Genomic DNA, 22,094 nt, shown 5'->3' on the forward strand with positions numbered 1-22,094 from the left:
CGAAGCGTGCCCACCATTCCGAGCGGAGTGCTTGATGGTGGGCACGCTTCGCTTTGCCCACCCTACGGAACCGCGGTTAGGCTCACGCCACCGCGCGCTGGCCGATGATGGCGAAGCGGAGTTTTGTCGATATCCAGTCGATCACGGCGACCGCGACCAGGATCATCAAGATCAGGAACGAGACCTTCTGCCATTCCAGGACGCGGATCTGCTCGGCGAGCTGCAGCCCGATGCCGCCGGCGCCGACGATGCCGATGATGGTGGCCGAACGCGTGTTCGACTCGATGTAATAGAGCACCTGCCCCGCGATCACGGGCAGCACCTGCGGGATCAGGCCGAAGCGGATCTCGTGCAGCGCGCTGCCGCCGGAAGCTCTGATACCCTCGACCTGCTTCTTGTCGGCCTCCTCAATGGCCTCAGAGAACAATTTGCCGAAGGCGCCGAAGTCCGACACCGCGATGGCGAGCACGCCGGCAAACGGGCCGAGGCCGACGACATTAATCCACACCAAGGCCCAGATGAGCTGGTCGACGCCGCGGATCGAATCCAGGAAGCGCCGCACCGGAAAACGGAAGATGGCTGACGGCACGATGTTGCGCGCGGCGAGCAGGCTGACCGGCAGCGCCAGGAACGCGGCGATCGTGGTGCCGAGCAGCGCGATCGACAGCGTCTCGCCGAGCGCGGAGAGATAGGTCGGCAGCGATGAGCCAGGATCGGGCGGGATCATCATCAACGTGATCCAGCCGAGCTCGCGCAGGCCGCTCACCAGCTTGGTCGGCGAGAAGTCGAGATCGAACAGTCCGAAGACGAAGACCGCGAACGCCGCCAGCAGCATCAAGGGCGTGGCGAGGCGCGCCGAGGCCGGGCGCTCGAAAACATCTGGATATTTCGTCCGCAGCGCCAGCGAATCCGGCTTCGGCAATTGGCTCATGCCCGCGCCTCCTTGCCGAACAGTTTTGCGCGCAGCCAGCCGGTGGTGATGTCGATCACGAACACGGTGACGATGATGGTGACCAGGATGGCGCTGACGTCGGAATAGTAGAATTTGCGGATCGCGACCACGAGCTCCTGCCCGATGCCGCCGGCGCCGACAAAGCCCATCACCGACGCCTCGCGCACATTGATCTCGAAGCGCAACAGCGCATAGCTGGCATAGCCCGCTGAAACCTGAGGCAGCACCGCAAAGCGCATGCAGGAGAGCCAGCTCGCGCCGGTCGAGCGGATGCCTTCCACCGGCTTCATGTCGGCATTCTCGACGATCTCGGAGAACAATTTGCCGAGCGCGCCGGTCGAGTGCACGGCGATCGCCAGCACGCCCGCCATCGGCCCGAGGCCGAACGCGATCACGAACACCAACGCGAACACGATGCCGGGCACGGTGCGGGCGAATTCGAGCAGGCGGCGGACGACGAAGCGCAGCCACGGCCCGGGCGAGGTATTCTGCGCGGCGAAGAAGTTCAGCGCGAACGCAAAGACGGCGCCGGTCAGCGTGCCGACATAGCTGATCAAAATGGTCTCGGCGAGCAGCTTCAGCCATTGCTTCCAGCCCCAGAACCATTCGCCGAAATCGGTCCAGACCCGCTGGCCGTTATCGAGCGTGAGGATGCGGTCGAAATAGGAGACGAAGTTGCCGAAATAGGTGAAAAGCGTGCGCAGGTTCACTTCGGCGCCGATGCCAGCGACGACGAGCGCCGCGATAAACACCGCCGCCGCCAGCATCATCTTCAGCCGCTTGCGCGCGACCGCCTTGCGATAGGCCTCGTTCAGCGCCGCGAGCTGCTGAGCGGGAAGGATGGATACGGCGGTGGTCATCGGATCTGCTGCTTGCCCTCAATGGAAACAGGCCGGGTCGCAATCGACCCGGCCTGCGTAGTTCGTGTCAACCGATCAGGACGCCTTCTTCTTGCGCAGGGTGTCGACGAACTTGATCAGCTCGATCGTGCCGTCCCAATCCTTGGTGGTCGCGGGGTGGAAGCCCTTCTTCTGGCCGTCCGAGAGCTTGTCGAACATCACCTTGTCCTTGGCCGGCGCCTCGAAGAAGGCCTTTGCGATCGCGGCCTTCAGATCGTCGGGAAGATCGGTGTTATAGGCATAGGGTCCGTTGATGATCTCGGCCGACTTGTTGATGATGCGGAAATCTTCCTTCTTCATCGGCGAGCCGTCGGCATTCTTCAGCATGCCCTTGTGCAGCATCTGGGCGAGCGTGGAGTCGTCGTCGCTGGTCCACTGGTTGGCGGCGACGTCGACGGTGCCTTGCGAAAGCGCGAGGACCGCGTTCTCGTGGCTGCCGGTGAAGACGACCTTGCTGAAATAGGCTTCGGCGTCCGGAATGCCCTTCTTGTTCAGCTCGAAGCGCGGCACGTTGTTGCCCGAGGTTGAGTTCGGATCGACGAGGCCGAGGTTCTTGCCCTTCACGTCCTCGACGGTCTTGTACGGGCTGGTCGCCTTGACGAAGAACACCGAGTAGTAGCCGGTCGAGCCGTCGGCATTGATGTCGTTTGCGAAGGCGTCGGTCTTGACGCCGGTCAGCCGCGCGCGGGCAAAGGAGGCCGAACCGTAGCTGGCGATCTGGATGTTGCCGGAGCGCTGGCCCTCGATCACCGCAGCATAATCGTTGGCGATGCGCAGCGTGACCTTCACGCCGAGTTCCTTGGAGAGATAGTTGACGAACGGCGTCCAGCGCTCGGTGACGCCGGACGCGTTTTCAGCCGGCACGACCGCGAAGGTCAGCTCCGGATATTTGGCCTTCCAGTCTTGCGCCGACGCGGACGCGGCGAGCGCGAGCGCGGCAGCGCCGGCGAGAACGATGCGACGAGTGATCATGTTTACCCCTGCTGTTATGGTAGCGCTTGGAACATGATCTTTTCGGATCATGCTCTAGAGGCCGACTGCACCTGCAGCGGCTTTCCCTGGATCAAGGTTGCGACGTTCAGGCCGCGGCTGCGGTGCCGAGCGCCGGAGCTGTTGCGGCATCGGGCGCAGGCATTGGCGCCCCGCCGATGACATCATTGGCCTCGAGATCGTAGAGCTCGCGGGCGACGTGATCGGTCAGCATCGACGGCTGACCATCGAACACCACGCGGCCTGCCGCCATGCCGATCAGGCGGTCGCAATAGCTGCGCGCCAGATCGAGCGAATGCAGGTTGCAGAGCACGGTGATGCCGAAATGCTTGTTGATGCGCAGCAGCGCGTCCATCACGATCTTGGTATTGCGCGGATCGAGCGAGGCGATCGGCTCGTCGGCGAGGATGATATCGGGCTCCTGCACCAGCGCGCGGGCGATCGCGACGCGCTGTTGCTGGCCGCCGGAGAGCTGGTCGGCGCGCTGAGCGGCGAACTGCGCGATGTCGAACTGCTCGAGCGCCGACATCGCGAGCGCCCTGTCTTGCTCGGGCCAAAGCTGGGTCAACGAGCGCCAGGCCGGGATTTCAGCGAGGCGGCCCATCAGCACATTGGTCAGCACGTCGAGCCGGCCGACCAGATTGAACTGCTGAAAGATCATCGCCGAACGCGCGCGCCACTGCCGCAGCGCCTTGCCGCGCAGTGCGGTGACGTCGACACCTTCGAACAGGATGCGGCCTTCGGTCGGATCGGCGAGACGGTTGACCATCCGCAACAATGTCGACTTGCCAGCGCCCGAGCGGCCGATCACGCCGACGAAACTACCGGGCTGAACCGAGAACGAAGCATTGTCCACCGCGGCTTTTGTGCCGAAACGGCACGTCAAACCTTCCACCACCAGCATGCAGTGCTCCGAACCCGTCACGTCGCGTAACGGCTAACGCCGCTGAATTACAGTTGTGTGACAAACGCGCTGCAGTGCGGCGATCCTCCACACCGTCGGCAATGTCACCCATCTGTCACGCTAATGTTATGAAGCGCATCGAAGACGTGCCCTCCCCGCAACCGTTCGAGAGGCGAAGATGGCCGGCAAGATGCTTTCCGTTGTACCGACCATTGATCCCACCGCATCGGTGCGGGACAGCCAGCTTGGCGCCTATACCGAGGTCGGAGCGCGAACCATCCTGCTCGGAGTCACGATGAGCGACTATTCGTATGTCGTGAACGACGCGCAGCTCACTTACACCACGATTGGTAAATTCTGCTCGATCGCGGCGATGACACGGATCAATCCCGGCAATCATCCGATGCATCGTGCGTCGCAGGCGCATTTCACCTATCGCGCCAGCGCATACTTCCCGGGCGAACATGACGAGGCCGAATTCTTCGAATGGCGCCGAGAGCACCGCGTGCATATCGGCCATGACGTCTGGATCGGACATGGCGCGATCATCCTGCCCGGACGCTCGATCGGAACCGGCGCGGTGGTCGCGGCTGGCGCGATCGTGACCAAGGATGTTCCCGCCTATACCATCGTCGCCGGCAATCCGGCGCGGCCGCTCCACAAGCGCTTTCCCGACGACATCACCAGCCGCCTTGCGGCGCTCGCCTGGTGGGACTGGGATCACGAAATGTTGCGCCAAGCGCTGCCGGATTTCCGCAAGCTGGTTGTCGAGGACTTCCTCGCAAAGTATGAAGCGTTGAACACGCCAACAGCCCGCCGGAGTGCCATCTCGTGACCGACATTATTATCGAACGCGGCAAGGCGCTCGTTGACGGCGAACTTGTCGAAACGCGGCTGCGGACCGCGGGCCTGGACATCGCAGCCCTCGGCGGAGATGTAGACGGTCGCGATGCGCTCGGCATCGACGCGCGTGATCTCTTGGTGCTGCCCGGCATCGTCGACCTGCATGGCGACGCCTTCGAGCGGCAGATGATGCCGCGCGCCGGCGTCGATTTCCCGATCGACGTGGCGCTCGCCGACAGCGACCGGCAGGCGATCTCAAACGGAATCACGACGGTGTTCCACGCCACGACCTGGTCGTGGGAGCCGGGTCTGCGCAGCGCCGACAATGCGCGCAGACTGCTGGAGGCGATCGAGCAGATGCGCCCGCACCTTGCAGCCGACACGCGCTTCCATCTGCGCCACGAGACCTACAATCTCGACGCCGAAGCAGAGATCATCGGCCGGCTCGCGGAGGGCCGCGTCGACCTGTTCGCGTTCAACGACCACATGGATGGGACGATCGGGGACCTGGCAAGGCCGCGGAAGCGCAACCGGATGGTGGAGCGCACCGGACTTTCGGCCGAGGACTTCGACCAGTTGGTCACACGCGTGGTGTCGCGCGCGCACGAGGTGCCGGCCTCAGTCTCCCGCCTCGCGGGCGCGGCGCGTTCGGCCAATGTCCGCATGCTCTCGCATGACGACAACAGCCCCGAGATGCGCAAAGGCTTTCGCGACCAGGGCGTCGGCATCGCCGAATTCCCTGTCAACGAAGAGACCGCGCGCGAGGCGGCGGCCGCCGGCGATCACATCGTGTACGGCGCGCCGAATGTCGTGCGCGGCGGCAGCCATACCGGCTGGACCAAAGCGTCCGACATGATCGCCAAGGGTCTCTGCTCGGTACTGGCCTCGGACTATTACTATCCGGCGCAATTGCTGGCGGCCTTCCGCCTTGCCGCGGATGGCATTCTGCCGCTGGAAAAGGCGTGGGACCTGATCTCGGCGGCGCCGGCGCGCGCCGCCGGGCTCGACGACCGCGGCGTGCTCGCCGAAGGTCGCCGCGCCGACATGATCATCGTCGACGACAAGGTTCCGCTGCGGCCTCGCATTGTCGCGGTGATATCAGCGGGACGTCTCGTGCATCTGGCCGACGCCAGCCGGCTCACCTATTCAACAGCACCGCGCAAAGCGGTTGCTGCCGCTTGACGCTCCCAGGTCTTACGACGATGGCCAACTTTCCGCGTTACGCCCTCTACTATGCGCCGGCACCAGCCAGTGCGCTCGATCGTTTCGGCGCCAAGATGCTCGGCTACGATGCCTATCATGGCAGCGACCTGCCTTTTCCCGAGGGCTTGCCGCCGGACTGGCGCGAGGTCACGCAGGACCCTCGCAAATACGGCTTTCATGCCACGCTGAAAGCGCCGATTGCGCTGGCGGAAGGAAAGACCGAAGCCGATTTGATTGGCGCATGCGAGGCTTTCGCCGATACGCCGCGGCCAATTCCCGTGATCGAATCCATCATCGATTCGATCAGCGGCTTCATCGCGATGATCCCGGCAAAGCCGTCGGCGGAGTTGCAGCAGCTCGCGGCCGACGTGACGCGCGACTTCGACTCATTCCGCGCGCCGCTGACGCCTCAGGATCGCGCAAGGCGAAATCCCGAGCGATTGACGCCGCGGCAGGTCGAATATCTCGACCGCTGGGGCTACCCTTACGTGATGGAAGAATTCCGCTTCCACATGACGCTCACCGGACGGTTGGAAGCCGAGCGCCGTGAAGTCGTGGTACCGATGCTGCGAGAGCGCTTTGCCTCTGTGCGGCTCGCAACGCTCGCGATCGACCGGCTCGCACTGTTTCGCCAGGACGATGCCGCATCGCGCTTCCGCATCATCGCACATTGGCCGCTTACGCCGTCGTCCCGGGCTTGACCCGTAGCCCGGGTGGGGCGGAACGCGTAACCCGGGGTCTCTGCCTCAGCGTCTACCAGCGGTCCCGGGTTGCGCTGCGCTTCACCCGGGCTACGACTTACTCGTCCGTTTCTTCCGGTCTTGTGCGGGCGATGATTTCGGCGGCGCCCTTTTCGAGCAACTCCAATCCGACGGCGCGGCCGAGTTCGCGGGGGCGGTCGGCGGGGCCGGTGCGCGATGCCTCGATGAAGCGGTCGCCGGTTTCATCCAACACCGAGGCGCGCAAAATCATCTCGCCGCCGGCAAGCGTGGCATGGCCGGCGATCGGCGAATTGCAGTGGCCGTTCAGGATCCACAGCACCTCGCGCTCGGCTTCGGCGGCGAGCCGCGATGACGTATTCTCGATCTTGGCAAGACGGGCGCGCGTCGCGAAATCGTTCGCCGCGCATTCGACGGCGACGATGCCCTGCCCGACCGCCGGCAGCATTTCGTCGACCGGGAAGGCATAGGCGATGCGCGATGCACGCCCGATGCGTTCGAGCCCCGAGCGTGCCATCACCAGCGCATCCGCCGGACCCACCTCGCCGCCATCGGGCAAACGCTGCTTGTCGCCACGATCGAGCTTGGCAATGCGGGTGTCGGCGGCGCCGCGAAAATGGATCACGCTTGCTTCCGGAAACAGCCTGCGCAAGTAAGCCGCGCGGCGCACCGCGTTGGTGCCGATCTTGAAACCCTTGCCGCGGCTTGCACGAAAGCTTTCCAGCGAAAGACCGGGACGCAGCACCAGGCAGTCGGTTGCGGCGTCGCGCGGCAGGGTGGCGCCGATCACGAGGCCCGGCGTTTCCTCATTGCCGGGCACATCCTTCAGCGAATGCATCGCGGCCTGCAGCTCGCCCGCGCGCATCGCCTCGCGGATCTCGGCGACGAAGGCGCCGCCCTTGCCGCCATGGCGCAGCAACTTGCTGGTCTGGTCCTGATCGCCGCGGGTCTCGAACCTGACAATCTCGACGGTCAGGTCAGAAGCCGACGCACGCAACAGGCGCGCGACTTCCTCGGTCTGCGCCATCGCCATGGCCGTCTTGCGCGTGCCGATGCGTAAGGTCTGTCCCGCCACAATGTCTCCGTTCGAGCCGTCGATAAAGCCGAGGGATTAGAGCAAAAGCCCAATCAAAACAACGCTTTTCGCCGCGTTTTCCGGGAAGGAATGGGCCGGTGAAGGAAGCGCGTCAATCCAGGTTGCTCACGACCTGAACACCGGCCGCCGCCATTGCCGCATGCGCAGCCGCAAGCGAGCCGGAAAGATCGATCGCCCGGCAGCCGGATTCCACGACCACGGTCTCGAAGCCGAGGCGGCGCGCATCCAGCGCGGAATAATGGACGCAATAGTCGGTGGCGAGCCCGGCCATGAAGATCCGCTTCAGTCCGCGCTCGCGCAAATAGCCGGCAAGGCCGGTCGGCGTGGTGCGGTCGTTCTCGTGGAAGGCGGAATAGGAATCGATTGCGGAGCGAAAGCCTTTTCGGATCACAAGCTCCGCTTTGTCGGTCGAAAGCTGCGGGTGGAACGCGGCGCCCGCCGTGCCCTGCACGCAATGCTCCGGCCACAGCGTCTGCGGACCGTAGGGCATGGTGATGGTTTCGAACGGCGCGGAGCCCTGGTGTGAGGTCGCAAAGGAGCTGTGGCCTCGCGGATGCCAATCCTGTGTCAGCACCACATGATCGAACCGCCCAGCGAGCCGGTTGACGACAGGCACCACCGCATCGCCGTCGGCTACGGCCAGCGCGCCGCCGGGGCAGAAATCATTCTGCACGTCGATGATGAGGAGCAGGTCGTCGGGGTGAATTCGCATGGGCAGCTCGGCTCTATCTGTTGGCCTAGCTTAGCTGAAAAGTCGCGGCCCCGCAGCAGACAACCGCGCCCGTCAGGTCCCGATGCGCAGCGAGGCGCGCTGCTTGCGCAGGCAGGCGATCACGGACAGCGCGGTGATGCGGCCGGTGCGCGGGTTTTCCGACGGGATGTTCTCGATCGTCATCGAGAAGCGCGCCGAATCGGAATCCACCTCGATGCGGTGGGTGTTGCGCGTCACCGTCGGGTCGGCCCAGATTTCCACCCGGGTGCGGTCGGGGCCGATACCGGCAAGCGACAGCGCCACGGCGACGTTCAGGTTGGCCGGAAAGCCCTTCGCCGCCTCGCGCGCGGTTCCTTCGAAGATCCGCAGCGGCTCGGCGAGCCCTTCAACGCTGATGTCGTTCTCGACCAGATAAGGCGCGCCGACGAGCCCCAGCGGCGGCTTCCGCGTCACCAGCCGGACCGAATGGATGGTGCCCTCCGCCGCGGCAGTCACGGCGTCGAGCCCGATCAGGGCGCCGGTCGGCACCACGATCTGGCCGCCGCTCCTCCGCGCAAGCGCGATCAGGTCTTCGTTCTGGAGCAGTGCGCCGACGCTGAGCACGACCGCGGTCTTGCCGCGCTCGACCACCGGCGCCACGATCGAACGCACCAGCTTGCTCGGCGCGCATTCGACCACGATGTCGGCGGCATCGGCGAGTTCCTCGATCGGCAGGACCTTTGGCGGAGTTGTCAGGTCATTGAGCCAGGCCTGGTGCTTGGCGACGTTCTGCGCCGCGACCGCGCTGAGCGCCAATCCCTCGATGCCGCGATCCAGTTCCTTCACCACGCTCGCGCCGATCGCACCGAGGCCTGCCACGGCCACGCGTGCCCCGGGTCGCGTGCTGTTCGAGTCCACCATCCGACTGCTCCAAGGACAGATGCCTGTCCTGTCCCGCACTGGCGGCCGGGTGTCAATTGCCGATTGGATGGATCAGGCGATCACCGGCCATCGTCAGGCGAGCTTGGGATAGGTCGCCTTGTCGAAGAAGCTTGCGCCGGCAACATATTTGCGGCCCGGCGACATGTCAGGCTTTTCTTCGCCCTCGCCGCCGCACTCGAAGGTCAGTTCGAGCTGCACGCCGCTGGGGTCATAGACGAACAACTGCCAGAGCGTGGTGCCGGGCACGATGAATTCGCGCCAGTCGAGCCCGGCCGCCTTGAAGCGCGAGACGAAGGAGCGATAGCCGGAGCAGGACAGCGAGACATGGTCGATCGCCGCTGTTCCCGCCGGCGCCTTGCCTTCGGGGCCGAGCGCGGGACCGCCGGCATAGATGTGCATGATCGCGAGCCCGCCGGGCTGCGGGCAACCGAGCCAGGCGCCGGGATAGCCGAAATCGGGACGTGCGAATTCGCGAAGCCCGATGATCTCGGTGTAGAATTTCCGCGTTGCCGCCAAGTTCTCGGTCTTGATGGCGATGTGATAGAGGCCGTGCACGGTTGCGATCGGCAGCGTCGGTTCGGCTCTGGTCATGACGTTGATCTCCTCAAATCCTTGGCCGCTCATTCCACGGCGTGATGACGTTTCTTCACCTCGCCCCGCTTGCGGGGAGAGGTCGAAATTCAAGCGCAGCTTGAATTTCGGGTGAGGGGGAGCCTCCACGAATACAGCTCTCACCGTGTTCGCGGAGGAAGCCCCTCACCCCGCCCCTCTCCCCGCAAGAGCGGGGAGAGGGAGAAGTCCGACGTCGCAATAGAGCGACTTCAACTTGTTCAGAAACGGCGCTTCGTTCTTGTGCAGGGTTCCCGCGACGGGATCGGCGCCTGCCAGCATCGTGTCGGTGGCAGCAAGCGAGAACTCCATCACGAAACGCATGCGGTCCTTGCGCAGGGCTTCGAACTCGGTGAGCCAGCTTGCGACATCACGGCTTCCGGCGTTGTAGCGCTGCGTGATCAGCGCGGCCGCATTGGCGGCATCCTCCAGCGCCTGGGTCGCGCCCTGCCCCAATGTCGGCACCATGCCGTGGGCGGAATCGCCGAGATAGAGCACGCTGCAATCGGCGGCACGGTAGAGCACTTCGTGCTCCTGCATCCGTGCCCAATGAGTGTCGGCGACGTTGTTGCAGACGGTGTCGATCAGCCAGCGCGCCTGATCGCTTGGCGGCGCGGCGCGCGGCGTGTAGGCGGCGCGCAGGACCTCGGGCGTTTTCTGGCTCTGGGAAATCTGCGCCTCGGGATCGATCGGGAAAGTGCCGGCGACATAGATGTGGTCCGGTGGCACGCGGAACGACAAGAGACGGTGGGGTCCGTTGAACCATTGTTCGTAATCGTCGATCAGGCCGCGCGACGTATCCGGCACCAGCACGCGGAAGATGGCCACTCCCGTCGGCATGATCCGCGGCTCGCCGGAGATCACGCGGCGCACCTCCGAGTAGCGGCCATCGCCGGCAATCAAGAGATCGATGTTGTCGAGCCGATGCGTTGTGCCATCCTGCGTCCAACTGACAAAAGTCTTGCGCGGATCGACGCTGTCACGGCCGACCTCGACGATCTCGCAGCCATAGGAGACCGTGTCCCCTGCGGCCTCGCGCAGCACGCGGTAAAGCTCCGACCAGCGGATGCGCCAGCCCGGTCCGTCCGCGACCTCCTGCAGCGGCAGGTCGAACAGCACGGTGCCGTCGGTGAGCGAGATCCGCCAATTTTTCCAGAGAAAGCCCGCCGCGGTGATGCTCTCGGCCAGTTCCGGATCGATCAGTTTCACCGCTTTGACGGCGTTCGGCCCGACATTGAGCCCGGTGCCGGCTTCGGAATGATCGTCGCGCGAGACCCGCTCGAGGCAGGTTACCTCCACGCCGTCCAATCGCGCGAGCCTGCGCGCCATCACGCATCCCGCGACGCCTGCGCCGATGATGACAATGCGCATCAGGCCAAACCTTCCTCTTGCGAAGCAATGACGGCAATCAGGCCGCCGCCATCAGGGCCCTGATGCTCGGCGCCGCCGGAGACGAAGATCCTGCTGTCGCCGATCACGCCGGCAACGAGGCCGGCGACCGCGCCACGGATGTGGCGCTGGGCGTTGATATCGGTGTCGTCGAGCATGGTGTGCCTGTTGCCGCGAATTTTTCCGCGCCGGTCGGGCTCGCATTTGACCAGCACGGTCGCGATCCGCGCGGCGTCGGTAGCCGAGACTTGCGGATTGGCAGCGATGCCGAGATCGGCGAGCACATCGACGACCGCACCGATGTCGAGCGCGTCCGCCATCGGACGGTGCGAAATCTGCAGCGGACCAGTCCAGCGCGGGCTGTTGCCGAGCACGACGACCTCGTTGCTTTCCACTTCAACGCCGGAGGAAATGCTGGCGCGCGGTGACTGGATCGAGAAGTCGCTGAGCAGCGACGCGTCGGTGAAGGCGGATAGCGCCAGTTCGTCGAGTGCAACGGCCACGCCGAATGCGCCGGCGGCACGGGCAAAAGCCATCGACTTGTTAGGATCGTTGGTGAGCGGGGTCTTGCCGGCCGCGAGCGCGGCGGCAGCGCGGGCGACCGTCACGCAGGGGCACTTCACCTGCACGAAGTGGACGTCCTGCAATCGCTCGATCCCGGCATCGGCAATCGCGGTGCGCACGGCGTTGGCGACGCTATCGACATGGGCGCGGCGGCCGACTTCCTCCGCCGGGACCGGATCGCTGAACGCGGTGCCGATCGCGAGCGACGATCCAGCCTCTGGCGCCGGTTCGGTCTCGCTGATGCAGAACACGCTGTAATGCGGGCTCATCACGCCTTCGGTGCCGCCCGAGAGCACGCAGGGGATTTCACGGATCAACTGCGCCGCCGGCTTGTCCAGATACTTCGACAGCAGCAGCATCAAGGTCTGGGTGAAGTAGCCGCGGGTGAAATCGTTGACGCCGCCATTGCCCTCGGTCTTGCCGATGATGGCAACGACATCGGCGGCGCGGACGGAGCCGTCGGCGATCAGGCGATCCAGCTCGGAAAGATCGCCGGGATGCGCCATCGAAAGCCGGAAAACCTGCGCCGTCCTCATGGCTCGCTCGCCTTGATCAGGTCAAAAATCCAGCTCGGGCTCAGGGGGATCTCCAACAGCTCGACGCTCTTTTCCTTGAGCTGCAGCGCATCCTCGATCGCCTGTGCGAACAGGGGACCGACGGGAATCGCCCCTGCTTCCCCTGCACCCTTGATGCCCATCGGGTTGAGCGGCGACGGCGTTACGGTGTGGCCGAGCTCCATGCGCGGCACGTCAAGCGCGGTCGGCAACAGATAGTCGGCGAGCGAGGCGTTCAGGAGCTGGCCCTGGTCGTCGAACACCAGCTTTTCGTAGAAGGCGTTGCCGATGCCCTGCGCGACGCCGCCATGGATCTGCCCTTCAAGGATCAGCGGGTTGATCACCGTGCCGCAATCGTGGACGACGACGTATTTGAGAATCTTGAGGTCGAACGTATCAGGGTCAACCTCGACGATCATGGCATGCACGCCATTGGCGGTCGCGCCGCTCGGCGGCCCGAAATATTGCGTCGATTCCAATCCCGGTTCGGTGCCTGGCTTCACCGCGCCGCGCATCGGATTGGCACGCCGCGCGAGTTCGCCGAGGCTCAAGAATTTTTCGGGAATGCCGACGATCGAGATCTTGCCGTCGGCAAGCACCAGATCCTCTTCGGCGCATTCGAAGGCGTCGCTGGCGAGCTTCAGCGCCTTCTGCCGTACCGCGCGGGAGGCTTCGTTGACTGCATTGCCCGCCACCACCGCGCCGCGGCTCGCAAACGTGCCGGCACCCCAATAGAACTGGTCGGTGTCGCCGGTGACGATGTCGACATCGGTGACGTCGACGCCGAGCTGATCGGCGACGATCTGGGCAAAGCTCGTGAAATGCCCCTGCCCCTGCGTGCCGATGCCGGTCGCGACGCTGACCTTGCCGTTGGCCTGCACCTGCACTCTCGCGCCCTCATAGGGTCCGATGCCGGTGCCTTCGACATAGCAGGCGATGCCGATGCCGACGTGACGGCCCTGCGCGCGCAGCTTCTCTTGCTCCTGCTTGAACTCGGCATAGCCGATCACCTGCAGCGCCTGGTCGAGCACCGGCTCGTAATTGCCGCTGTCATATTCGAGCTGGGAAAAGTCCTGGTAGATAATCCCGTTCTTGTACGGGAACGCATCGGCCGGGATGAGGTTGCGCCGCCGGATCTCGGCGGGATCAATGTTCAGCTCATGCGCGGCGAGATCGAGCAATCGCTCCATCACGAACACGCCATGCTGCCGACCGGCGCCGCGATAGGGCGTCACGATCGGCAGATTGGTGAAAACGGCGGTGAAGGTGGAGTCGTAGGACGGCACCACGTAGGGACCAAGCAGAGTGCATTGGCTGTTGATCGGCACTGTCAATCCGTAAGGATCATAGGCGCCGCCGTCGTGCAGGAACACGTCCTTGACGCCGAGGATGCGGCCGTCGCGCGTAACCGCGATCTCGGCATCGTGGATCTGACCACGCTCATGCGTGGTGGCAAAGAAATGCTCCAGCCGATCCTCGATCCATTTCACCGGACGGTTGAGCCGCATCGAGATCCAGGGCAGCGCCACCTCTTCCGGGTAGAACATCATGATCTTCGGCCCGAAGCCGCCGCCGACGAAGGGCGCGATCACCCGCACCTGCCGCTCGCCGAGGCCGAGCACGGCGGCGAGACCGTTGCGCACGAACACCGGCGCCTGGGTCGTGTCCCAGATCGTCATGTGCTGGCTGCGCGCCTCCCAATGCGCGACGACGCCGCGCGTCTCGATGGTCGAGGCGATGCCGTGCTCGTAGGCAAGGCGGCGCTTGATGACCAGATGCGCCTTGGCGGCGGCGGCGCGATAGTCGCCCTTGCTCTGATGCACATGCGCGGAGACGTTGGAGCCGAGGTCGTCATGCACCAGGACCGAGCCGGGGCGCAGCGCGGTTTCAAGATCGATCACCGCCGGCAGCGGCTCAAGATCGACCTCAATATCGTCGAGCGCATCCTCGGCGATGTAGCGGCTTTCGGCCACGACGACGGCCAAGGGCTCGCCGACATGCCGGACCTTATCCTTGGCGAGCGGCACTTGCGTGCGCTGGTTGAAGACGCTTCCCGGGATCGGCGGCGGTGGCACCAACAATGGACCGGGCTGCCAGTAGGCGCCGTAATCGTCGGCAGTGTAGATCGCCACAACGCCCGGGCGCTGCAGCGCCCGGGAAACATCGATGCGCTTGATGCGCGCGTGCGCGGCATGGCTGCGCAGGAACGCCACATGCAGCATGTCCGGCAGCTCGACATCGTCGACAAATAGCGCCTGCCCGGTGAGGAGCTTGCGATCTTCATTGCGCTTGACGGGGGCGCCGAAGAACCGTGTCGTCATGGCGCGGCCGCTCGCATCGCCTGCGCCGCGGCCATCATGGCATCGACGATGTGCTGATAGCCGGTGCAACGGCAAAGATTGCCTGACAGCGCCTCGCGCACCTGCTCTTCCGACGGTGACGGGTTCTGCTTCAGGAACGCCGTCATGGTCATCAGGATGCCCGGCGTGCAATAGCCGCATTGCAGGCCGTGATGCTCGTGCATCGCCTTCTGCACCGGGCGGAGTTCGCCGCTGTCAGAGGCGAGGCCTTCGATGGTCGAAAGCTCGTGTCCATTGGCCTGCACTGCCAGCATAAGGCAGGAGCGGATCGGCGCGCCATCGAGCAAGATCGTGCAGGCGCCGCAGACGCCATGCTCGCAGCCGACATGGGTGCCTGCCAGCAACAGATCGTGGCGCAGGAAATCGCTCAGCAGCATCCGCGACTCGACGCTGCGCCGATAAGCGGTTCCGTTGACGGAGACGCTGATCTCGTGGCGGTCAGGCTGCATTTGCCGCCCGCTGAAAGGCCGTACGGATCGCGCGCTGCGCCAGCACACCGGCGAGATGCCGCTGATAGTCGGCGCTGGCGTGGACATTGCCGGCAGGCTCGATCGCTGCCTGAATGGCAGCAGCGGCAGCCTTGATCGGCCCATCGGCGCAGGCCTGACCGATCAGGGGCGCGGCAACCTCGCTGGCATCGACCGGTGTCTCGCCGACGCCGCACAACGCGAGCCGGACCTTGCTGCAGCGGCCTTCCGTGTCCAGCGTTACAATGGTAGCCAAACCGGCGATGGCAAAATCGCCGCGACGCCGCGCCACTTCCATGAAGCAGGCGCCGCTGCGCGGCGGCAGCGCGGGAAACTCGACATCGACCAGCATCTCGTCGGCGGCGAGGTCGGTGGTGAGCGATCCCTGGAAGAATTCGGATGCTGCAAGCATCCGCTCGCCGCCGGCCGATTTCAGCCGCATCTGCGCCTCCATCGCGACCGCGAGTGCGGGAAGCTCGGAAGCTGGATCGGCATGCGAGAGGTTGCCGCCGATGGTGCCGCGGTTGCGGATCTGCGGATGCGCGATGTGTGGCAGCGCGTCGGCGAATAGCGGACAGGAGCTGAGGAACTCGCTATCCCGCTCGAGCGCGCAATAGCGCGTTAGCGCGCCGACACGAATGGTTGAACCGTGAGCGATGCCGGCCAGCTCATCCAGACCATTGATATCGATCACGACCGCCGGCCGCGCCAGGCGAAAATTCATCGCTGGGACCAGGCTCTGGCCGCCGGCCAGGAATCTCGCCTCGTCGCCATGTTCGGCCTTGAGCGAGAGCGCGTGATCCAGCGATGAAGCGGCGATGTATTTGAAGGGAGCAGGCTTCATAAAGGCTCGTTCGACGAACGCATCCGCATCGGCTCGAAACAGGAGATAAGACTATCTGTAATCTAACAATGCCAGTCAAAACTCGGCGAGCCCAAAGGCGCCCAGAACTGCATGTAAATGCAGCTAATCCCTGCTCATTCTTCTCACCCGTGCATAAACATTGGGCGGCACAGAAAGTTGATGTGCAGAGCGATTATGCGTCCTCCTTGTGGAGTCAGCATTCGTGACGCTGTATCCGCGTCATTGCGAGCGTAAGCGAAGCAATCCATTTCACCGCTTGTGGAGGCATGGATTGCTTCGCTCCGCTCGCAATGACGGGTGGCACCGGTCACGTTCCGCCGGCGAGCATCTTCACCAGCCGATAAAGATATTCCTCGCCTTCGTAGAATGATTTCACGAGAATCCGTTCATCCTTGCCGTGGGCGCGGATGTCGGTGATATCGGCAGCAAGGCCGGAATGACCGTAGGTCGGGATGCCCGCGTTGCGCAGATAGCTGCCGTCGGTGGCCCCGGTGCTCATGGTCGGGATCACCGCCGCCGTCGGCCAGAATTCGTGCGACAGTTTATCGATCGCGCCCATGATCTCCTCGTGCAGGGCTGACGGCGCGCTCAACACGGCCTGGCCCATTTGCGTGACCTTGATCTGATCGTCGTCGAGCACACGCTCCAGCGTCGCCTTGACACCGTCGACCGGTTCGCCCGGCATGATGCGGCAGTTCACCTTGGCGGTCGCAAGCTGCGGCAGCGCGTTCACGGCATGGCCAGCCTCGAGCATCGTCGCGACGCAGGTGGTGCGGAGCTGGGCGTTATAGGCAGGATTGGCCGCAAGCCGGACAAACGACATCGCGGCCGGGTCGGGCTTGTCGGAGAGCACCGCGCGGATGTCGGAAGCCGTCTGCTCACTCTCGAACTGTGCCGTGCGCTCGAAATAGGCCCGGGTGGTCTCGTTCAAATTGATCGGGAAACTGAACTTCGACAGTCGAACCAGCCCTTCGGCGAGGCGATAGATCGCATTGTCCTTGACTGGCACCGAACTGTGGCCGCCCCTGTTCTTGACCTCGAGCAGGTAGCTCAGTGAGACCTTTTCGGAGGTCTGCACGCTGTTACGGATCGGCTTGCCGTCCTTCAGACCGACACCGCCGCCTTCGTTGAGCGCGAATTCGGCATCGATCAGGTCATGCTTGTTCTTCAACAGCCATTGGATGCCGAGGCCGTTGCTATCAAGGATCTCCTCATCCGTCTCCAGCGCCAGGATGATGTCGCGGTCGGGCTTGTAACCCTCCTTCTTGTACCGGATGAGGTTGGTGACGAAGGCCGCAGCCATGTATTTGTCGTCACCGCTGCCGCGGGCATAGAAATAGCCGTCCTGCTCGGTCAGCTTGAACGGATCGAACGACCAGTCCTCGCGATTGGCCGGGACCACGTCGATATGGGCGAGCAGGAGGATCGGCTTGCGCGCGCCGCTGCCGCGCAGCCGTGCCACCAGATTGCCCTTGCGCGGCGCCGGCGAGAAGACCTGCACGTCGCCGTCCGCGAAGCCGGCAGCCCGCAACCGGGCCGCCATCGCCTCCGCCGCCTTGGCGGTGTCGCCGGTCGCGGTGACGGTGTTGATCTCGATCAGCTCCTGGTAGACGTCGCGCGCGAACTGCCGATCCGGGCTCAGCCCTTCCGCGGCGACTGTGGGGGCTCCCAGCAGAGCCGCAGCGAGCACGGTCGACAGCAGGATTGAAAGCCTTGGTCTGACGTTTCCAACCATCTTGGGTCTCCGATTCCACCCGCCCCAGTTGCGAGACATTCAGACAGGGACGCAGAGGTTTTGCAAGATGGCAAAGCCTGGTGCCGGCGACGGCTTATCCGGAGCCGACTGTCAAGCATTCCACCGCTCCTTCGCTACAAATTGATGAAGCGGCTCGATGCAGCAACAGGCATTCGCTGTATCGCGTGACGGATTTGCAAATCACTCCTGCGAAACACGTCCTTAGAGAGATTCAATTCCAGCGCTGTTCTTTCCGTTCGCGGCGGCTGCTAAAGGCACCGCGCTAATCTCGCGTCCTGGAAGTGAATCGAAGTGAACGTCAGTGCTGTTGGCCGTCTCGTCGGAGACAATCGAAACCGAGCCGGCGGCAGCCGCGCGCATTTTTTCATCGGCACCGTCGCCTTGCTGGCTGGTTGCTCCTCTTCGATCACGATCGCGCGGGCGCAATCGAGCATGACCTTGCCATCCGTGACGGTCGAATCGCCGGCGCAGAAGCGCAAGCCGGCGCGCCCGGTGGTCCCTTCCACGCGGCGGACTCAAGCAGCGACGGCGCCGCAACGAAATCGAAATGTTACGCCTGCGGAGCCTACGCCATCGGAGCGCGCTGCCGCGGCGGCGGCGGCGCTGTATCCAGCCAAGCTGGGCTATCGCGCGATGCCCAGTTCGACCACGCTGCGCACCGGCGCTTCGCCGCTCGACACCTCGCAAGTCGTCAACGTCGTGCCCGAGCAGGTGCTGAAGGATCAATTGCCGCGCAATATCGACGACGCCCTCGTCAATGTCAGCGGCATCACCCAGACCAATACGCTCGCGGGCACCCAGGACGCCGTCATCAGGCGCGGATTCGGCGATAATCGCGATGGTTCGATCATGCGCAACGGCATGCCGCTGGTCCAGGGCCGCAGCTTCAACCCCGCCGTCGAAAGCGTCGAGGTGCTGAAAGGACCTGCATCACTTCTGTACGGCATCATGGATCCCGGCGGCATCGTCAACACGATCAGCAAGCGCCCGGAACTCTATCAGCACGGATCGATCACCGTGCTCGGCTCGACCTACGGCAACAGCAAGAACGGCGCCGATGCGACCTTCGATATCACCGGCCCGATCGGCCAAGGCGGTCTCGCCTATCGCTTCATCGGCTATGGCGTCAACGAGGACTACTGGCGCAATTTCGGGCGTCACCGCGAAACGCTGCTTGCGCCGTCGCTGGCGTGGTACGGCGACACGACCACGGTCCAACTCAGCTACGAGCATCGCGATTTCATCTACCCGTTCGATCGCGGCACGGCATTCGATCCCATCACCAAGGCGCCACTGCCTATTCCGGCAACGCGCCGGCTCGACGAGCCCTTCAACAATATGTGGGGGACATCCGACCTGGTGCAGGGCTCGGTCGAGCAGCGGCTGAACGAGGACTGGAAGCTCTACGCCGGCTACAGCTATAACACCGAGACGTTCAGCGCCAACCAGCTCCGCATCACCGGCGTCAATGCCTTGACCGGCATCGAGACGCGCAGCAATGACGGCACGCAGGGTTCGCTCAGCAATGTGAGCTACGGAACGTCCTACCTGCAGGGCGGCTTCTGGATCGGCGGCATGCGCAACGATGTGCTGTTCGGCGGCGACGGCCAGTATCGCACGATCTATCGCAAGAACCTGATCCGGCAGGCGACTCCCTCGTTCAATTTCTATGATCCGGTCTATGGGCTGGTCTTCCCGGGCACGACGGTCTCCCCTGGCGACAGCGACCAGACCGACAAGCTTGGCCAATACTCCCTGTTCTTCCAGGACACGCTGCATGTGACGGATCGGGTCGCGGTGGTCGCCGGCGTGCGCTACATGGATTTCGACCAACTGGCGGGGCGCGGACGCCCGTTCAAGACCAACACTGATCTGTCCGGAGACAAGGTGCTCCCGCTCGGCGGCGCCATCCTCAAGCTCACCGACGAGCTGTCCCTTTACGCAAGCTATACGCAATCGCTGAAGCCGACCTCGACCATCGCGCCGCTCACCGGCGGCGTGGTGATCGGCTCCAATATCGCGCCCGAAGAGGGCGTCTCGTGGGAGACCGGCGCCAAGTTCGATTTCAACCACCGGTTCTCGGGAACCGTGGCGTTCTACGATATCGAGAAGAAGAACGTGCTGGTATCGCAGCTCAACAGCGCCACGGGAATCGTCGAATTTCGCACCGCCGGCAAGGTCCGCTCGCGCGGCATCGAGATCGACGTCACCGGAAGGCTGACCGACAATTGGAGCATGATCGGGAGCTATGGCTACACCGACGCGCGGGTGATCGAAGATCCGACGCTGGCCGGCATGGCGCTGCAGAATGTCGCCCTGAACACGGCCTCGCTTTACCTGGTCTACGATTTCGGCACCGCCCTTCCGGGCCGGCTCCGGCTGGGCGGTGGAGCGCATTATGTCGGCGACCGGCCGGGCGATGCGGCGAACACCTTCGTCCTGCCGTCCTATGTCGTCGCGGACGTTTTCGCGAGCTATGAGACCAAATACGACAACCTGCCGGTCATCTACCAACTGAACGTCAAGAACCTGTTCGACACCGTCTACTATCCCTCGGCCGTGAGCAATCTGGCCGTCGCTCTTGGCGACGCACGGCGCGTCTCGCTCTCGGCGACGGTGAAGTTCTAGGCATGAGCATGCCGCGGATAGCCACCGGGTTGCTGGTCGCGCTGGCCTCCGTCTTCGTTGCCGGCATGGCGGCAAGCCGCGCCGATGAGATTACCCTTTACTCGACCAGAGAGATAAATCTGATCGAGCCGGTGATATCGGCTTTCACGAAAAACAGCGGCATCAAGGTCAATCCTGTCTTTGTTGAAGACAGCCTGGTCAAGCGCCTGACATCGGAAGGTAACGCGTCGCCAGCGGACGTGCTGATCACGATCGGACTGGACAAGACCACCCAGCTCTCAAACCAGGGTTTGACGCAGGCCTCGGCATCGCCGCTCCTTGAGCGAGCCGCGCCGCCGAACCTGCGTGGCCGGTCTTCGCAATGGATCACCCTCTCCATCCGGCCACGCGTCGTGATGGCGCGCGGGGACAGCCCGCTCGCTGCAATCGACTATGAGGACCTCGCCGATCCGAAATGGCGCGGCAAACTATGCATGCGCTCGCCACTGCACCAGAACAACATTGCGCTGATCGCTGCCTACCTCGTTCATCACGGAGAAGGACCGACAGAGGCCTGGCTCAGGGGTCTGAAAGACAACCTCGTCCACAAACCGGCCGGCAAGGACAATGATGTGATCCGCGAGATCGCGCAGGGAACGTGCGAGATCGGCATTGCCAATACCGTGGCACTGGCGCAATTGCGGGACGGACGGGAAGGCGGCGACTGGCGCGAATGGGCCCGAACCGTCAAGGCCGTCCCGACGACGTTCAAGGGCGGCGGCAGCCATGTCAACCTGACGGGCGCTGCCATTGCGAAGCATGCGGCCCACACGGCCGCCGCGCTGAAATTCATCGAGTTCCTTGTGACGCCGGCGGCACAACGAATCTATGCCGCAGCCGAACTGGAATATCCCGTGCTCGCCTCGGCAGACCGCGATCCGATCCTCGCGGAAATCGGATCGTTCAGAGCCGATGCGGTGCTGATCGATCAGATCGCCGCGCATCAGCAGACTGCGGTTGCCCTGGTCAAGAAAGTCGGCTTCGACGAGTGAGCGCCCTCGCCGAAAGCGCAGCGACCGCCGGATCGGAAGGCGAAAACAAAATTGTCATATACTCCGCGAAGATGACATTATTCTTCGCGGCAAGTGTTGTGGAGCGTGCTCAATGGCGCGTCGGCACACAACATAGAACTATTACAAACTGTGCAAGCCTCGCTTGGGTGGCGGGACGAATATCTTTTCGGTATCGTTCCGATAACGCTGTTGAGTGGGCGGTGATCACCAGGCCTCGCCGATTTCGACGCTGATCCCGCGACCTGTTCCTTCCAATTTATGAGCAAATACCCGATCAAGGCCGCCCTGTTGCAGGTCCACTCCGTCATTGGCCTTGCGCTGTCGCTGGTGCTGGCCGTGGTCGGGATAACAGGCGCGATCATGAGTTTCGAGGACGAAATCCAGGCCAGCCTGAATGCTGACATCATGCGGGTCGAGGCTCGCGCGGTTCCGACGCTGACGCCGGACCAGTTGATCGCGCGACTGCAGGCCAATCCCGACTTTGGCAAAGTGGCGTCCGTGACGATGGCCAGTGACCCGTCCGCAGCGGTGCGGATCCGGTTTGCCCGCAGCGCCGACGGCTCCCGGCCTTCCTCGATCTATGTCGATCCCTATGATGGGCGCGCGCTCGG

At 63.9% G+C, this 22,094-nt stretch carries 20 protein-coding genes; 6 read left to right on the plus strand and 14 right to left on the minus strand.

Annotated features, from left to right (window positions below; all coding sequences use genetic code 11):
* Positions 1–82: 82 nt before the first annotated feature.
* The 4 genes from phnE (CWO89_RS20080) to phnC form a co-directional block, all read right to left on the minus strand.
* The gene (gene phnE, locus CWO89_RS20080) at positions 83–931 is read right to left on the minus strand and encodes a phosphonate ABC transporter, permease protein PhnE (RefSeq protein ID WP_130580470.1); all 849 of its coding nucleotides are present in this window, start codon (positions 929–931) and stop codon (positions 83–85) included.
* A complete protein-coding gene (gene phnE / locus CWO89_RS20085) occupies positions 928–1,812 on the minus strand; it encodes a phosphonate ABC transporter, permease protein PhnE (protein WP_130580471.1) in 885 nt (294 codons plus the stop codon). The genes phnE (CWO89_RS20080) and phnE (CWO89_RS20085) overlap by 4 nt, the downstream gene beginning before the upstream one ends.
* 75 nt (positions 1,813–1,887) lie before the next feature.
* Entirely contained in the window at positions 1,888–2,823 is a 936-nt protein-coding gene (phnD, locus tag CWO89_RS20090; protein WP_130580472.1) for a phosphonate ABC transporter substrate-binding protein, read from the minus strand.
* 106 nt (positions 2,824–2,929) lie between these two features.
* A complete protein-coding gene (gene phnC, locus CWO89_RS20095) occupies positions 2,930–3,745 on the minus strand; it encodes a phosphonate ABC transporter ATP-binding protein (protein ID WP_130580473.1) in 816 nt (271 codons plus the stop codon).
* Positions 3,746–3,923: 178 nt separating this feature from the next.
* Between phnC and CWO89_RS20100 the strand changes: the two genes are divergently transcribed.
* Genes CWO89_RS20100 through CWO89_RS20110 form a run of 3 tightly spaced genes read left to right on the plus strand, consistent with a single transcriptional unit; the run spans position 3,924 to position 6,492 of the window.
* Entirely contained in the window at positions 3,924–4,580 is a 657-nt protein-coding gene (locus tag CWO89_RS20100; RefSeq protein ID WP_130580474.1) for an LbetaH domain-containing protein, read from the plus strand.
* The gene (locus CWO89_RS20105) at positions 4,577–5,770 is read left to right on the plus strand and encodes an alpha-D-ribose 1-methylphosphonate 5-triphosphate diphosphatase (protein WP_130580475.1); all 1,194 of its coding nucleotides are present in this window, start codon (positions 4,577–4,579) and stop codon (positions 5,768–5,770) included. The genes CWO89_RS20100 and CWO89_RS20105 overlap by 4 nt, the downstream gene beginning before the upstream one ends.
* A gap of 20 nt (positions 5,771–5,790) precedes the next feature.
* Positions 5,791–6,492 carry a DUF1045 domain-containing protein gene (locus tag CWO89_RS20110; RefSeq protein ID WP_130580476.1) on the plus strand — a complete coding sequence of 234 codons (702 nt, stop codon included), beginning with the start codon at positions 5,791–5,793 and terminating at the stop codon, positions 6,490–6,492.
* A 97-nt stretch (positions 6,493–6,589) separates the two neighbouring features.
* Here the strand turns inward: CWO89_RS20110 and hemC are convergent, their stop codons facing one another.
* From hemC to CWO89_RS20160, 10 genes are all read right to left on the minus strand, one after another.
* The gene (gene hemC / locus CWO89_RS20115) at positions 6,590–7,585 is read right to left on the minus strand and encodes a hydroxymethylbilane synthase (RefSeq protein ID WP_130580477.1); all 996 of its coding nucleotides are present in this window, start codon (positions 7,583–7,585) and stop codon (positions 6,590–6,592) included.
* Between the two features lie 112 nt (positions 7,586–7,697).
* Entirely contained in the window at positions 7,698–8,318 is a 621-nt protein-coding gene (gene pncA, locus CWO89_RS20120) for a bifunctional nicotinamidase/pyrazinamidase (protein WP_130580478.1), read from the minus strand.
* A gap of 72 nt (positions 8,319–8,390) precedes the next feature.
* Positions 8,391–9,218 (minus strand): aspartate dehydrogenase, encoded by an 828-nt coding sequence (locus CWO89_RS20125; RefSeq protein ID WP_130580479.1) that lies wholly within the window; start codon positions 9,216–9,218, stop codon positions 8,391–8,393.
* A gap of 93 nt (positions 9,219–9,311) precedes the next feature.
* Positions 9,312–9,830: a VOC family protein gene (locus CWO89_RS20130; protein WP_130580480.1), complete on the minus strand. Its 519-nt coding sequence runs from the start codon at positions 9,828–9,830 to the stop codon at positions 9,312–9,314.
* A 165-nt stretch (positions 9,831–9,995) separates the two neighbouring features.
* Entirely contained in the window at positions 9,996–11,219 is a 1,224-nt protein-coding gene (locus CWO89_RS20135) for an FAD-dependent monooxygenase (RefSeq protein ID WP_130580481.1), read from the minus strand.
* On the minus strand, positions 11,219–12,337 hold the full coding sequence (gene atzD / locus CWO89_RS20140) for a cyanuric acid amidohydrolase (RefSeq protein WP_130580482.1): 1,119 nt from the start codon (positions 12,335–12,337) through the stop codon (positions 11,219–11,221). Before atzD ends, CWO89_RS20135 begins: the two co-directional genes overlap by 1 nt.
* A complete protein-coding gene (locus CWO89_RS20145) occupies positions 12,334–14,676 on the minus strand; it encodes a xanthine dehydrogenase family protein molybdopterin-binding subunit (RefSeq protein WP_130580483.1) in 2,343 nt (780 codons plus the stop codon). The genes atzD and CWO89_RS20145 overlap by 4 nt, the downstream gene beginning before the upstream one ends.
* Complete coding sequence (locus CWO89_RS20150) at positions 14,673–15,164, minus strand: (2Fe-2S)-binding protein (protein ID WP_130580484.1); 492 nt, start codon at positions 15,162–15,164, stop codon at positions 14,673–14,675. Before CWO89_RS20150 ends, CWO89_RS20145 begins: the two co-directional genes overlap by 4 nt.
* Positions 15,154–16,026, minus strand: coding sequence for an FAD binding domain-containing protein (locus CWO89_RS20155; RefSeq protein WP_130580485.1), 873 nt, complete (start codon positions 16,024–16,026; stop codon positions 15,154–15,156). Before CWO89_RS20155 ends, CWO89_RS20150 begins: the two co-directional genes overlap by 11 nt.
* 328 nt (positions 16,027–16,354) lie before the next feature.
* The gene (locus CWO89_RS20160; RefSeq protein WP_130580486.1) at positions 16,355–17,782 is read right to left on the minus strand and encodes a M20/M25/M40 family metallo-hydrolase; all 1,428 of its coding nucleotides are present in this window, start codon (positions 17,780–17,782) and stop codon (positions 16,355–16,357) included.
* Between the two features lie 453 nt (positions 17,783–18,235).
* Here CWO89_RS20160 and CWO89_RS20165 point away from each other — a divergent pair, with 453 nt between their 5' ends.
* From CWO89_RS20165 to CWO89_RS20175, 3 genes are all read left to right on the plus strand, one after another.
* Positions 18,236–20,431 (plus strand): TonB-dependent siderophore receptor, encoded by a 2,196-nt coding sequence (locus CWO89_RS20165; RefSeq protein WP_245476411.1) that lies wholly within the window; start codon positions 18,236–18,238, stop codon positions 20,429–20,431.
* An 8-nt stretch (positions 20,432–20,439) separates the two neighbouring features.
* The gene (locus tag CWO89_RS20170; protein ID WP_245476412.1) at positions 20,440–21,462 is read left to right on the plus strand and encodes an extracellular solute-binding protein; all 1,023 of its coding nucleotides are present in this window, start codon (positions 20,440–20,442) and stop codon (positions 21,460–21,462) included.
* 279 nt (positions 21,463–21,741) lie between these two features.
* The coding region (locus CWO89_RS20175; RefSeq protein WP_207234524.1) for a PepSY domain-containing protein at positions 21,742–22,094 on the plus strand (353 nt) is incomplete at its 3' end.

Source organism: Bradyrhizobium sp. Leo170 (assembly GCF_004296405.1).
In the GTDB taxonomy this organism is placed as follows: domain Bacteria; phylum Pseudomonadota; class Alphaproteobacteria; order Rhizobiales; family Xanthobacteraceae; genus Bradyrhizobium.

Coding starts and splice junctions, on each gene's coding strand:
- phnE (WP_130580470.1), bottom strand. CDS start 931: ATGAGCCAATTGCCGAAGCCGGATTCGCTGGCGCTGCGGACGAAATAT.
- phnE (WP_130580471.1), bottom strand. CDS start 1,812: ATGACCACCGCCGTATCCATCCTTCCCGCTCAGCAGCTCGCGGCGCTG.
- phnD (WP_130580472.1), bottom strand. CDS start 2,823: ATGATCACTCGTCGCATCGTTCTCGCCGGCGCTGCCGCGCTCGCGCTC.
- phnC (WP_130580473.1), bottom strand. CDS start 3,745: ATGCTGGTGGTGGAAGGTTTGACGTGCCGTTTCGGCACAAAAGCCGCG.
- CWO89_RS20100 (WP_130580474.1), top strand. CDS start 3,924: ATGGCCGGCAAGATGCTTTCCGTTGTACCGACCATTGATCCCACCGCA.
- CWO89_RS20110 (WP_130580476.1), top strand. CDS start 5,791: ATGGCCAACTTTCCGCGTTACGCCCTCTACTATGCGCCGGCACCAGCC.
- pncA (WP_130580478.1), bottom strand. CDS start 8,318: ATGCGAATTCACCCCGACGACCTGCTCCTCATCATCGACGTGCAGAAT.
- CWO89_RS20125 (WP_130580479.1), bottom strand. CDS start 9,218: ATGGTGGACTCGAACAGCACGCGACCCGGGGCACGCGTGGCCGTGGCA.
- CWO89_RS20130 (WP_130580480.1), bottom strand. CDS start 9,830: ATGACCAGAGCCGAACCGACGCTGCCGATCGCAACCGTGCACGGCCTC.
- CWO89_RS20135 (WP_130580481.1), bottom strand. CDS start 11,219: ATGCGCATTGTCATCATCGGCGCAGGCGTCGCGGGATGCGTGATGGCG.
- atzD (WP_130580482.1), bottom strand. CDS start 12,337: ATGAGGACGGCGCAGGTTTTCCGGCTTTCGATGGCGCATCCCGGCGAT.
- CWO89_RS20145 (WP_130580483.1), bottom strand. CDS start 14,676: ATGACGACACGGTTCTTCGGCGCCCCCGTCAAGCGCAATGAAGATCGC.
- CWO89_RS20150 (WP_130580484.1), bottom strand. CDS start 15,164: ATGCAGCCTGACCGCCACGAGATCAGCGTCTCCGTCAACGGAACCGCT.
- CWO89_RS20155 (WP_130580485.1), bottom strand. CDS start 16,026: ATGAAGCCTGCTCCCTTCAAATACATCGCCGCTTCATCGCTGGATCAC.
- CWO89_RS20160 (WP_130580486.1), bottom strand. CDS start 17,782: ATGGTTGGAAACGTCAGACCAAGGCTTTCAATCCTGCTGTCGACCGTG.
- CWO89_RS20165 (WP_245476411.1), top strand. CDS start 18,236: ATGACCTTGCCATCCGTGACGGTCGAATCGCCGGCGCAGAAGCGCAAG.
- CWO89_RS20170 (WP_245476412.1), top strand. CDS start 20,440: ATGCCGCGGATAGCCACCGGGTTGCTGGTCGCGCTGGCCTCCGTCTTC.